Annotated in this window: 13 protein-coding genes; 7 read left to right on the top strand and 6 right to left on the bottom strand. The window is 46.1% G+C overall.

All coding sequences use genetic code 11. The features are described 5' to 3' along the window. Nucleotides 1-5: 5 nt before the first annotated feature. Together K1Y79_RS24440 and K1Y79_RS24435 are read right to left on the bottom strand one after the other, a co-directional pair. Nucleotides 6-833, bottom strand: coding sequence for a phytoene/squalene synthase family protein (locus K1Y79_RS24440; protein ID WP_220252839.1), 828 nt, complete (start codon nt 831-833; stop codon nt 6-8). Continuing rightward, nucleotides 817-2,322, bottom strand: coding sequence for a phytoene desaturase family protein (locus tag K1Y79_RS24435; protein WP_220252838.1), 1,506 nt, complete (start codon nt 2,320-2,322; stop codon nt 817-819). Before K1Y79_RS24435 ends, K1Y79_RS24440 begins: the two co-directional genes overlap by 17 nt. A gap of 270 nt (nt 2,323-2,592) precedes the next feature. On the opposite strand from K1Y79_RS24435, the gene K1Y79_RS24430 reads away from it, so the two are divergent. Further along, nucleotides 2,593-3,480, top strand: a complete 888-nt coding sequence (locus tag K1Y79_RS24430) for a MerR family transcriptional regulator (RefSeq protein WP_220252837.1) — start codon at nt 2,593-2,595, stop codon at nt 3,478-3,480. Nucleotides 3,481-3,736: 256 nt separating this feature from the next. On the opposite strand, the gene K1Y79_RS24425 is transcribed toward K1Y79_RS24430, so the two are convergent. Beyond that, entirely contained in the window at nt 3,737-4,717 is a 981-nt protein-coding gene (locus tag K1Y79_RS24425; RefSeq protein WP_220252836.1) for an NAD(P)H-quinone oxidoreductase, read from the bottom strand. 150 nt (nt 4,718-4,867) lie between these two features. Here K1Y79_RS24425 and K1Y79_RS24420 point away from each other — a divergent pair, with 150 nt between their 5' ends. Together K1Y79_RS24420 and K1Y79_RS24415 are read left to right on the top strand one after the other, a co-directional pair. Then, the gene (locus K1Y79_RS24420) at nt 4,868-5,878 is read left to right on the top strand and encodes an aldo/keto reductase (RefSeq protein WP_220252835.1); all 1,011 of its coding nucleotides are present in this window, start codon (nt 4,868-4,870) and stop codon (nt 5,876-5,878) included. Nucleotides 5,879-5,935: 57 nt separating this feature from the next. Continuing rightward, complete coding sequence (locus K1Y79_RS24415) at nt 5,936-6,847, top strand: helix-turn-helix domain-containing protein (protein ID WP_220252834.1); 912 nt, start codon at nt 5,936-5,938, stop codon at nt 6,845-6,847. A gap of 6 nt (nt 6,848-6,853) precedes the next feature. Here K1Y79_RS24415 and K1Y79_RS24410 read toward each other — a convergent pair whose 3' ends face one another. After that, the gene (locus K1Y79_RS24410) at nt 6,854-7,216 is read right to left on the bottom strand and encodes a winged helix-turn-helix transcriptional regulator (protein WP_220252833.1); all 363 of its coding nucleotides are present in this window, start codon (nt 7,214-7,216) and stop codon (nt 6,854-6,856) included. 79 nt (nt 7,217-7,295) lie between these two features. On the opposite strand from K1Y79_RS24410, the gene K1Y79_RS24405 reads away from it, so the two are divergent. From K1Y79_RS24405 to K1Y79_RS24395, 3 genes are all read left to right on the top strand, one after another. Next, nucleotides 7,296-8,174 (top strand): NmrA family NAD(P)-binding protein, encoded by an 879-nt coding sequence (locus K1Y79_RS24405; RefSeq protein ID WP_220252832.1) that lies wholly within the window; start codon nt 7,296-7,298, stop codon nt 8,172-8,174. A 24-nt stretch (nt 8,175-8,198) separates the two neighbouring features. Continuing rightward, entirely contained in the window at nt 8,199-9,170 is a 972-nt protein-coding gene (locus K1Y79_RS24400) for an AraC family transcriptional regulator (RefSeq protein WP_220252831.1), read from the top strand. 112 nt (nt 9,171-9,282) lie between these two features. Beyond that, nucleotides 9,283-9,879 carry a short chain dehydrogenase gene (locus K1Y79_RS24395; protein ID WP_220252830.1) on the top strand — a complete coding sequence of 199 codons (597 nt, stop codon included), beginning with the start codon at nt 9,283-9,285 and terminating at the stop codon, nt 9,877-9,879. A 316-nt stretch (nt 9,880-10,195) separates the two neighbouring features. Here the strand turns inward: K1Y79_RS24395 and K1Y79_RS24390 are convergent, their stop codons facing one another. Together K1Y79_RS24390 and K1Y79_RS24385 are read right to left on the bottom strand one after the other, a co-directional pair. Next, a complete protein-coding gene (locus tag K1Y79_RS24390; RefSeq protein WP_220252829.1) occupies nt 10,196-10,537 on the bottom strand; it encodes a hypothetical protein in 342 nt (113 codons plus the stop codon). Between the two features lie 464 nt (nt 10,538-11,001). Beyond that, complete coding sequence (locus tag K1Y79_RS24385) at nt 11,002-11,892, bottom strand: SDR family oxidoreductase (protein WP_220252828.1); 891 nt, start codon at nt 11,890-11,892, stop codon at nt 11,002-11,004. A gap of 147 nt (nt 11,893-12,039) precedes the next feature. On the opposite strand from K1Y79_RS24385, the gene K1Y79_RS24380 reads away from it, so the two are divergent. Beyond that, nucleotides 12,040-12,624 carry a Crp/Fnr family transcriptional regulator gene (locus K1Y79_RS24380; RefSeq protein ID WP_220252827.1) on the top strand — a complete coding sequence of 195 codons (585 nt, stop codon included), beginning with the start codon at nt 12,040-12,042 and terminating at the stop codon, nt 12,622-12,624. Nucleotides 12,625-12,695 lie beyond the last annotated feature (71 nt).

Below are 12,695 nucleotides of genomic sequence, written 5' to 3'. Positions count from 1 at the left end.
TAGGTTCATCTGGCCTGTAACAGCATCGTTTGCAACATAATGCCGATCTTATGACTGTTGGCAACGCGTATCCTTTCTGTCATGATCTTCTGCGGAGGAAGATTTCGTATTTTATCAAACAATACGCGATAATAGGCATAAGCAAGATAAACACCTTTGCGGGAAGATGAAGGTAACGCTTTGATACCGATCATCGCCTCATTAAAATCTGCCGCAATCTCTGACTCAATCATTGACTTCTCTGCACAGGAAAAGTTATTGAGATTGACCTGCGGAAAGTAATGTCTGCCGAGCTCCTCACTATCTGTACGCACATCCCGCAGGAAGTTCACCTTCTGGAAAGCAGCACCCAGTTTCATCGCCGGGTATTTGAGCTTTTCATATAACTCATTATTACCTTCCGTAAATACCCGCAGGCACATCAAACCTACCACTTCTGCGGATCCCAGGATATACTTTTCATAAATACTCCGGGTATAAAAATGCTGGTGGAGGTCCATTTCCATACTGTCCAGAAATGTATCCACCAGCTCCTGTTCTATATTATATTGATGTACTACCTGCTGAAAACTATTCAGGATAGGGTTCAGGCTGATCTTTTCGTGAATCGCCCGGTAGGTCTGTTCTCTGAAGTCTTTCAGCAATTGCTCTTTCGGATACTCATGAAATGAATCCACTATTTCATCAGCAAACCGTACAAACCCATAGATACCATAGATAGGTGCATGGAATCTTCTGGCCAGTAATTGTATACCGAGCGAAAAGGAGGTGCTATAGGCCTTCGTGGTCAGCTTGCTGCAGGCTGCGCTGACTTGATCAAATAACGCTTTCATGAATAAAGGCTTTTTGTTTTGAAATATAATCGGCTACCACCTGTCCTGAAATGATTGCAGGAGGTACTCCTGGTCCGGGAACAGTAAGCTGACCTGTAAAGAATAGATTGCTGATTGTTTTATGCCTGATGGAAGGTTTGAGAAAAGCGGTCTGTCCCAGCGTATTGGCCAGTCCATAAGCATTCCCTTTAAATGCGCTGTAATCAGCGATAAAGTCACTGCACGCATAGCTGCGGGAGTAAACAATATCCTTTCTGAAATCATCTCCGCAATATTCCGCTGTCTTTTCAAGTACCATATCCAGGTAATGTTGCCGGATAGCGGGTGTATCCTGCAGGCCGGGGGCTGTCGGGATAAGTACAAACAGATTTTCCATACCCTGCGGAGCTACGCTGTCATCCGTCTTTGACGGGCAACACAGGTAGAATAATGGCTTTTCAGGCCATTCAGGCTTTGTATAGATAGCTGCAGCATGTGCGCGCAGATCATTCTCGAAGAAAAGGTTATGATGCTGTAATCCGGGTATTTTGCGGCTCACACCCATATAATAAATCAGGCAGGATGGGGCCATCACTCTTTTATCCCAGTACGCGGTTTTATAATTACCCCTACCCTCTGGCAGCAGTTCCTGGTCTGTGTGATGGTAGTCTGCTCCTGATACAACTACGTCCGCAGTAAGTAATCCCTTGTCAGTCCGTACGCCGGTGATCTCATTGCCGGATACTTCCAATTTCTCTACAGTAGTGTTTAGCATTATATTCACACCCGATTCCACTGCCAGTTCCGTAAATGCCTTCACCAGCATAGACATACCACCTGTCGGGTACCAGGTACCCAGTTTTATATCAGCATAGTTCATCATGCTGTACATAGCCGGAATATGATCCGCAGTAGCGCCCAGGAACAGTACCGGAAACTCTATGATGCGTAATAGTCGCTCATCTTTAAAGAACTTACGGGCATGTGCACTGAATGACTGCAACATGTCCATTTTCATGAAAGAGCCCAGTACCTCGCGGCTACATAACTCACTGAAATGCAGCCCCGGTTTATTCACATAGGTGGACATCGCGGTCCTGTACTTATATCCGGCTTCCTGCATGAAGCGGTCCAGCCGCTCTCCTGCTCCTGGCTCTATACTATCGAATACCTGCTTAAGTTTATCATAAGAGGCAGGCAACGCTACTGTGTCCTGCCTGCCGAAGATTACCTGGTAAGATGGGTCCAGCCGCACAAGGTCCAAATAGTTATCTATTGATCTTCCATGTTTGCTGAAAAAATCTGCAGCTACCTCTGGCATCCAATACCAGCTGGGACCCATGTCGAAAGTGAACCCCTGTTCTTTCAACACACGTGCCCGGCCTCCTGTCTGGTCATGCCTTTCTACCAATGTTACGGCAAAGCCTTTGTCAGCCAGACTAATAGCAGCTGATAGCCCCGAAAAACCGGCACCTATCACAATGGCAGACCTGACAGTGTTTTGTTTCATGTTTTAGACAAATTGTTAAACAAATGTAGTGTTTAACTTTTTAAATAAAAAGATAAACAAAATTATTCTCGTTGATTATCCTAAAAGAGGTGGACTACTCAGCATTATTCGCAGTAAAAAGAACTGATTAACAGGTAACTAACAAAAACAAAGCCGGACTTTCGCTCAATATAACACTGCAAAACTTAAACAAATAAGCCACCTATTATGTTCATATTGTTTAATCAGTTGGCGAAAAATATTAACTTGCAGCTCGTAAAACTTGTGGTTATGGCATCTGAAAAGTACTCCATTAAGGATCTTGAAAGACTGTCCGGCATTAAAGCGCATACACTCAGGATCTGGGAAAAAAGGTATGGCATCATACAACCCGGAAGAACGGATACCAATATCCGCTATTATGGCAATGAAGAGCTGAAGAAGATTCTGAACATCAGTCTGCTGAATCAGCATGGCTATAAAATTTCCACTATCAGCGAAATGACGCTTGAGGAGCTGTCAGAAAAAGCTGCGGACGTTGCATTGTTTGGTAAAAAGGAAACGACAGACGAGAACCTCTTACTCAGCCTCATTGAAATGGATGAAATCCTGTTTAATAATACATTTTCTGCCCTGGTGTTAAAAGCGGGGTTTGAAGACACCATTATCCGCCACATCTTTCCTTTTTTCCACAGAATCGGCATTATGTGGCAGGCAGGTACCATCAATCCTGCACAAGAGCATTTCATGTCCAATCTTATCCGGAACAAGATTATCATGGCAACAGAAACACTCAACAGGCCAGCCGGCAAAAATGCTGTGACCGCACTGTTATTTCTGCCTGAAGGGGAACTGCACGAAATAGGTCTTTTATTCTATAACTACGGTCTGCGTGCCCGTGGCTTCCGCACCGTTTACCTGGGCCAATCTGTACCCAAGGATAGCCTGCCGCGCGTCTTCAGCATCTGCAGTCCGGATATCATCATCACCGGCATGACCAACCCTATTGTCTCACAGGACTTCCTGACATTCGCCAGCCAGCTCTGTACCACTTCCCCCGACCTGAAGATCTACTTTACCGGACCTATACCTGCAGCCATCCGGCACCAATTACCCAATAATGCCTGCACTACAGAAGATCTGTTGACGCTGATGCGTTTTTCTCATAAAACCGCCTGATCATAACTTCCTGATAATTATTGCATTGCCTGAATATCTATTGATTAGATATCGGTTAGATATTCATGTCATATCATCACCATAAGGTCATCTGAAGGGCACTTCAATATCCCGGGGATATTGAGGTGCCCTTCAGATGACCTTATGACGAACCGATAGTACAAAACAATAAGGCCAGTCAGACCTATATCGAAGGCTTTCTTCGACTATCAGATTGTCATTGCGGAGGCCGGTCAGTTGCCGGCCATACACTGTATTATTGAGCAGACTCACTCACCAGCATAATTTTGCCGATATGTTCGCTGCTTTCCATGAGCTGGTGTGCGGCAGCTGCTGCTGCGAAAGGGAAGGTTTTGTAGATAACAGGCTTGAATTTCCCATCCTGTAATAATGGCCAGACACGCTCCAGAATGTCAGCAGTCAGCGCTTTCTTAAAGGCATATTCCCTGGCCCGCAGGGTACTACCGGTGATAGTGAGACGTTTACGCATAACGAGGCTGAGATCCATCTCCACCCGGTTACCGCCCATGGTGTTGATATAGACCAGCCGTCCTTCTTCCCGTAGTATGCGCAGATTCTTAGGCAGATAATCCCCGCCGACCATATCCAGGATGACGTCAACTTTCTCAGCCGACAACTCCTGCTCAAAGTCGCTTTGCTTGTAATTGATAAAGCGGTCGGCCCCCAATGCGATGCAGGCAGCTCCTTTCTCATCACTGCCAACAGTAACCATTACCTTACTTCCCAGGGCATGTGCCAGCTGGATGGCAGTAACCCCAATACCACTGGAGCCACCGTGTACAAGCAGCGTTTCACCTGGTTGCAGGCTGCCGCGTTGGAAGATGTTGGACCATACGGTGAAAATGGCTTCCGGCAGACTGGCAGCTTCGGCAAAACTATACCCTTCCGGTACCGGCAGGCATTGGCCTTCCTTTACCACTACCTGTTCTGCATAGCCACCTCCGGCCAGTAGCGCACATACCTTGTCACCCGGTTGCCACATAGTAACGCCTTCTCCGCAACTGATGACCACACCTGCAGCCTCCAATCCCGGCACATCAGCAGGCACACCTGCCGGCGCAGGGTACTTTCCCTGGCGTTGCGCCACATCTGCACGGTTAACACCTGCGGCTTTCACCTCAATAAGTATTTCTTCTTTTCCTGGCTGCGGAGTAGCATACTCTTTCCATTGCAGAACCTCCGGCGCACCCGGCTGTGTAATAACTGCTGCTTTCATATCCTGACATTTGATTTCTGATGCAATACCGATAAAGTTATGCCAGATTACCTTGCCCTGTATATTCCTGTTTTACGGATACACACTTCCGCGTTACGGATACATTTTCTGCCTGAACTCAGGCCACCTTTGCAGGATAAAATATTCCTTATGAGCAATAACAAACAGATAAAACTGGGCAACCAGGGACTAACAGTACCTGTAATGGGATTAGGCTGCATGGGCATGACCACCTGGTCTGGTATGGATATATACGGGAAGGCCGATGAAGCAGCCGCCATCAAAACCATTCAGCGTTCGCAGGAACTGGGGTATAACTTCCTGGATACAGCCGACGTTTACGGGCCTTACCTGAATGAACAGCTGGTGGCAAAAGCTGTGAAAGGAAACCGGGAGAAATACATTATCGCAACGAAATTTGGCTATGAGATAGATGATAACGGGCAACCTACCTGGGGTATTAATGGTAAAAAAGCGTATGTAAGAAAGGCGGTAGAACGCTCACTGAAAAATCTGGATACCGACTACATTGATCTGTATTACCTGCATCGCCTGGACCCGCATACGCCAGTGGAAGAAACCGTAGGCGCAATGGCAGATCTCGTAAAAGAAGGGAAAGTAGGGTATATTGGTTTGTCGGAAGTATCAGCTGCTACGATCGAAAGAGCGCATAAGGTACATCCGCTGACAGCCGTACAGTCAGAGTATTCTATCTTTGAACGTAATATTGAAGCAGCAGGTATAATTGATACGTTGAACGAACTGGGAATTGCACTGGTCGCATACGCTCCGCTGGGAAGAGGCTTCCTGACAGGCGACATTAAAACGCCGGAAGATTTCCCGGAAGGAGATCTGAGAAGAACAATGCCACGCTTCCAGGGAGAGCAGTTCTACAAAAACATTGAACTGATAAACGCCATTCAGCAGATGGCTGCGCGTAAAGGCATTACATCATCACAGCTGGCTATTGCCTGGGTGCTGGCGAAAGGACATACGCCTATTCCCGGCACAAAGCGGATCAAATACCTGGAGCAGAATATCGGCGCAGCAGACATTGCGTTAACAGTCGCAGATATAGCCCAACTGGAAGCAATCATTCCGCTGGGTACAATTACCGGCGACCGGTATGATGCAATGTCTATGACCATCATTGACAAGTAAATCATGCATGATCAGGCAAGCAGAGTAAACGTCTTACCTGATCTTCAAAACAGCCATATGCAACACGGTCAACACCTGTACATACGTTCTATCTCCGCGCAGCATCAGCTGTTGTCATTACCGGGGCCACATCATCCACTGGTGAGTGTATTTAATTTTGAGGATATTCATTTCCCGGAAGAAGTCGCAGCAAGTGATCTTGAGTTGGATCTGTATTGTATCTCTATCAAGAGAAACATGCCACGCAAGGTAAAGTATGGGCAAAAGTATTATGACTTTGACGAGGGAGTGATGACCTTTACAGCTCCCGGACAGATTATATCTAACGTAGGAACAGATCATCAGCCGGTAGGTTGTTGCCTGATATTTCACCCGGATTTTATACGACGGTATCCGTTGGGTAAGAAGATAAAGGAGTATGGCTTTTTCAGCTATGCAGTCAACGAGGCATTACATCTTTCGGAAAAGGAAGAGGCGACGATACTTTCCATTCTGCAGATGCTGGAGCAGGAGATTGCCTCGCCGATAGATAACTTCAGTCAGGACGTGGTAATTGCCCACATCAATCTGTTATTGAGTTATGCCAACCGTTTTTACAACAGGCAGTTCATTACCAGGAAAGATGCCGGCAGCGATATGCTGACGAGGTTTGAAGCTTTGTTAGCCGATTACTTTGAAAATAAGTTGCAGCAGGAGATGAAGCTTCCCGACGTTCATTACTTTGCAGAGCGGTTATATCTTTCGCCTAATTACCTGAGCGATCTGCTCAGGGGACTTACCGGCAGAAGCACGCAGCAGCATATTCAGGATATGCTTATAGAGAAAGCAAAGGAATTGCTGACCACTACGAATATGTCTGTTGCAGAAATTGCCTACCTGTTTGGATTTGAATATCCACAGTCTTTCAATAAACTATTCAAGAACAAAACCAACAGTACACCGTTGGGATACAGGCAGTCGTTCAATTAGTAACGTCTATTGAAATGCTCCGTCCATATCTTTGAATGACCAGTCAGCCATAGCCTGGATGACCGGCAGCAGACCATAACCTGCTTTACTAAGCCGGTAAGTAACGAAGGGAGGCACTACAGGTTTGGATTCCCGGATCAGTAGATGATCAGCTTCCAGCTGTTTCAGGTGCTGGATCAGCATCTTTTCAGTGATGGCCGGGATGGCTCTTTTCAGTTCACTATACCTTTTATCGCCCGTTGAAAGGTGATATAAGATGATTGGTTTCCAGTAACTGCCGATCTTTTCCATCAGGTGAGTAACCGGACATTGAGCCAGAGCGAACTGTTTGTTCATCTGGATTGTTGAAGATTCTTTCGCTATTCCCATGATACATACTTTGGAGTAAGTACTTGTCAAAAAGTAAGTACGAAGATACCTTTGTTCACGGAAATAAAAAACTAATCAGATGAACATAACAATCGCTGGTTCCCTTGGGAACATTGGCAAACATCTTACGCAGCACCTGGTTGCCGCTGGCCATCAGGTAACAGTGATCACCAGCAATACAGAAAGAATAGGAGCAATTGAAGCGTTAGGCGCTAAGGCAGCAGTAGGATCGGTGAATGATGCCGGCTTCCTGCAAGAGGCACTGACAGGAGCAGATGCGTTATTTGCGATGACCCCTCCGAATATGGGCGGCAGCAACATTATCCGCAATACCGTTGCTGCAGGGAAAGCCTTTGCAACAGCTATTAAAGAGACAGGTGTGGCCCGTGTGGTGATGTTGAGCAGCATCGGTGCAGACCTGGCTACAGGGAATGGTCCGATAGCAGGCCTGCATCATATTGAGGCTTTGTACCGTGAATTGGAGGGAGTGTCTGTTACCTTCCTGCGCGCCGGATACTTTTATACTAACTACTACAACGATGCAGCCCTGATTAAAGGTATGGGTATCATCGGCGCTAATTACCCGTCTAACGTACAAATACCACTGGTACATCCGGAAGATATTGCCACAGCTGCAGCAGCAGCGCTCCAGCAGCAGCCTGCAGGTAAGGACGTTCGGTATATTGTCAGCGACTTACGTACCGCAGGAGATATTGCGAAAGCGCTGGGTACAGCAGTAGGTAAGCCGGAATTGCCTTGGGTTGAATTTACAGATGAACAGGCACTGGATGGTATGACACAAGCCGGACTGCCTGGTGAGATGGCCGGTTTATATGTTGAAATGGGCGAGGGTATGCGCAGTGGCAAGCTCCAGGCAGATTTCATAGCTGGTGGCGCTCAGGCAGATGGCGCTACTAAACTGGAGACTTTTGCGCAGGAATTTGCAGCACGATTCTGATAATAGCAGCGTCATAACAGGTGTATGTCCGGCAATGAGCTGCGGGACATACACCTGTTTAGCCGTAAACTGATTTCTGAAGGTGTGAAAAAGTCTTTACTTTTGAGGGCGCATCTCGCATACAAAGCCAGCACCATTCAGTCATATTCCATGAGTACCATACCTATCAGACAGCTACAGACAGCCCCGCAACCGCCTCATTTTAACATCAGGGACCTGCGCTATCTGCTGGATGGACAGGATATGACGCAGACATTACACCGGCATGACTTCTTTTATGTGCTGGCATTAAAAGAAGCAGAGGGCCAGCATGATATTGACTTTGTCTCCTACCCTGTCAGCAACTACAACGTTTTTATCGTACGTCCCGGACAAGTACATAGCCTTTTACTGAAAGCAGGTAGCAACGGTTACCTTATGCAGTTCAATGATGTATTCTACGCAGGAAACGACTATGGCTCCCGGCAGATACTGCGCAAAGCGGGTAGCATCAACAGGTATCAGTTGGAGGCAGCACAGTTTGAGAAACTGGCTGGTATACTGAAAGCCATCACCAATGAGTACATCCTCCGGCAAAAAAAATACCTGGAGGTGATGCAGGCAAATATGGCCATCTTCTTCATTGAACTGATACGCGCCAGTACCAGCGCAGACATCACCATTGAGCAGTACCATATTCAGGAAAAGCTGGAAACACTGCTCGACCTGATCGGAACAAATATCTCTACCTGTAAGCAGGTTTCTCAATATGCGGAGATGATGCATCTCTCCACTTATCAGCTGAATGCGATTACTAAACAAACCTTGCAGAAGACCTGCTCAGAACTGATCAGCGATCATATCATCCTGGAAGCAAAACGTTACCTGCTTGCTACCCCGGATCAGATCAGTACTATTGCCGCCCACCTGGGATATGAAGACGTGTCTTACTTCATACGCTTATTCAGGAAGCACACCGGTCATACGCCAGAGGCTTTCCGGCAGAACTTCAGATAAGTCCTGTAGAACTGCATTTTTGTCCTACTCTAGCACCGGTTCACCCACCTACTTTTGCATAGTAACAGCAACGGGATATGTTGCTTATTTCCTATCATCAGATATTATAAATATGAAGATTATTATTGTAGGTGCATCAGGTACTATCGGAAAACACATTGCGGCTTCCCTGGAAAAGGAACATGAAATAATCCGTGTCGGCTCAAAAAGTGGCGACTTCCAGGCTGATATCACCTCAGCAGCGGCTATCCGGCAACTCTTTGAAAAGACCGGTCCGTTTGATGCATTGGTAAGTACAGCAGGAGATGCGCACTTCGGTCCGCTAAAAACGATGACAGAAAAAGAATTTAGTGTTGGTATCAGCAGCAAAATGATGGGGCAGATTAATCTGGTACTCATCGGCCAACACTATATCAAACCCAAAGGTTCTTTCACACTGATATCCGGTGTATTATCAGAGCACCCGGTATTAAGCGGCGCTAATCCGGCAGCCGCCAATGGAGCAATAGAGGCTTTTGTTCGCGCGGCTGCAATAGAACTGGAAAATGGTGTGAGGATTAATGTGGTTAGTCCGACGGTAGTGGAGGAATCACCTGCTTATTTCTCCTACTTTCCGGGGCATATACCAGCTACAATGAGAGAGGTGGTATATGCGTATCACAGGAGTATACTGGGTGCAGGCACGGGGCAGGTGATAAAGGTGTATTAGTGGGTGGAGCAAAGGCTTGTCTGCAGGATGGAAACTTGCAGACAGTCTCTCTTTGTGACAGGTATTAACATTACAATTTGTTAAGAACCTTGGAAATTATCGGTCTATGATTTATATCTGCAAAATGAGGATTTCGGATAATAGTTCGCCTTGTATTATCAGGTATATCAGGACAATTAAGAAGGCCTTAAATAAATGAGCAAATTAAGTCAGAAACTCGTTGTACAAACATTGTTTCCGGAAATTGTGAAACAGCCTAATGTGTATAAAAACCACATTCGGATAACATTTCAATTACATCTGCATGTGGAACAACTTACTTAGTTTTCTCAACAGGGGAATCAGACCAGCAATGCAGTACATCTTTAGCATCTAAAATCTGAATAGTAAACACTTTTCTTCTGATCTCCTCTGTAGTTGTTTCCCAAAGAATTTCAAACAAAAAATCAATAGCATCTGAGCAATTGGATCCATCTACCCAGTCAGCTTTGATTTGTACAATAAATGAAGTGGAAGAGTCACCAGGGAATGCTTCTTCAATACAGATATCAGTCAACGGTCTTCCCTTATCTGTACACTTAGCAAGAAATGGTTCTAGCGATGTTTTTAATTCGTTTCTATCCATGGCTAATTGTTTTATTTCCTTTGGATCTTTCATCTTTTCTCAATTTCCTCCAATGGTTAAATACTCATTTTAACGTGTTAATAAAACAAAAAATAAAGCACGCAAGATAAACGAACAGGAAAGCGAATTAGTTAATCCAAAGTTAATAACTGAAACAGTTTCCACAGAAGATGCAGTTTTTTACAGTGCGATCTTCCAAGCTATGTCGCCAAAAGGATTTGTGTGTTCTTAGTAGTAATAGACTATCTTTCGTATAGATACAGACATTGTATTTGATGTGAGTTGTGATTGTTCGCTGGTAGTATTACATAGAAAATTGGAAATTAAACATTCTTTGATGCCGGAAGTTTACGTTTTTACAGATTGATCATCTGCATGCATACTTCCGGCATTCAAATCGGTCTGTCAGATAATACGCTCTTTTCTTCAGTAGATATCATAACCTGATGAATTATCAGCCAGGAATACACGATACCCTCACTGGCATATCCACCTCCCTAAAAATAACGCCCCTTCTCCAGATCTTCTATCAAACCTACATGCTCAGGCTTCCATCCCAGCCATGTCTTGGTCTTTGCTGCACTCCCCCTGAGATCCAAGCCTGCGAAGATACCCAGCCATCCAAAATGGGCGGCTGCTTCCGCAGGTGAAATACTCCCTACAGGTAATCCCAGGCCTTTACCGATTGCTGTGGCAATATCTTTCACCGGTACGCCTTCATCTCCGATTGCATGAAATACAGGCTGCCCCTCTCCTTTTTCAATAATCAGCCTATATACCCTGGCTGCATCCAGCCGATGAACAGCGGGCCAGCGGTTATTACCATCACCTATATAGGCGGATATACCTTTTTCCCGCGCGATGTTAATCAGTGCTGGTACAAAGCCATGGTCACCATCTCCGTGTACAGAGGGCGGTAACCGTAGCACGGATGCATTTACGCCCCGTGCGGCAATGGCGGCTGCTGCTTCCTCTGAAGCTACCCGAGGAATAGCGGAAGCTGTTGCTGTAGCCAGATCATCTTCCGTTATTGCGCGTTCTGCTGATACTACTGCAGTGCCAGATGTGATGATGAATGGACGACGGCTGCCTTCCAGGACGGCTCCTATTGCTTCAATAACGTGCCTGTCTGTCTCACAGTTCTCCTCATATTTCGAGAAATCATGGATAAAAGCGGTGTGAATCACTGCTTCCGAGGCGGCGGCTCCCTGTCGCAGACTTTCCAGATCTTCCAGGGATCCGTGGTGAACTGCCGCTCCTGCAGCCATTAATGCCTCTGCGGAAGCAGCTGAGCGGGCCAGTCCCAGTACTTCATGTCCTGCTCCGATTAATTCTTTTACAACGGCTGAGCCTACAAAGCCAGTAGCGCCAGTTACAAATACACGCATAAGTCTTATGTGTTTTAAATGAATGGTTTCATTCCAGTCACAAAATTGCTCCGGGACCGGCCCTCCAACCAAGGTCATTTGACACAATTTCCTGCGGTCATTTGACCTAACTTTGCTAATTTCAGGTATAGGAAAAGTAGTCTGGTAATGTTTGACAAGTTTGAATCCTTTATTACTGCGCAAGCAACGCTCACCCGTGAAGAATTAGGTCTCATCCGCTCGCTGGCGGTGCAGAAGAAAGTGCGTAAACGACAACTGCTGCTGCAGGAAGGCGACGTATGCCAGCATAAGATATTTATCGCAGAAGGACTGCTGAAGACCTATACCCTCAAAGACGATGGTACCGAACATATTCTGCGCTTCTCCCCGGAAAACACCTGGACGACAGATGCAGTAAGTATGGAATCACAGCAACCTTCCAGGTTCAATATTGAAGCCCTCGAAGATACCGTAGTGCTGCAATGGACAAAGACTGATATACAGCAGCTTATTGCCGGCATCCCCTCATTTAAAGCCTACGTGGAAAAACTCATCAGTAGCATGCTGTATTTAAGCTATGACCGCATCCTGATGAATATCAGCTATACATCCGAGGAGAAATACCAGGACTTCATCACCGCCTTCCCCGATGTATTCCGACGCGTACCCCTTCATATGGTCGCCTCCTACCTTGGCGTGTCCAGGGAGACGCTGAGCAGAATCAGGCATGCCCAGCTCAGACAGCAGCGATAAATGCCCCCTGTTGTTATTACATCCCCTCAGCCTACCGCTTATACCGCTTTCTCCTGATTTCTAAAAAAAGA

This window comes from Chitinophaga rhizophila (assembly GCF_019492185.1).
GTDB classification, from domain to species: domain Bacteria; phylum Bacteroidota; class Bacteroidia; order Chitinophagales; family Chitinophagaceae; genus Chitinophaga; species Chitinophaga rhizophila.
Note: the sequence above shows the minus strand (reverse complement) of the source record. Positions and strands in the feature narration are given on the sequence as shown.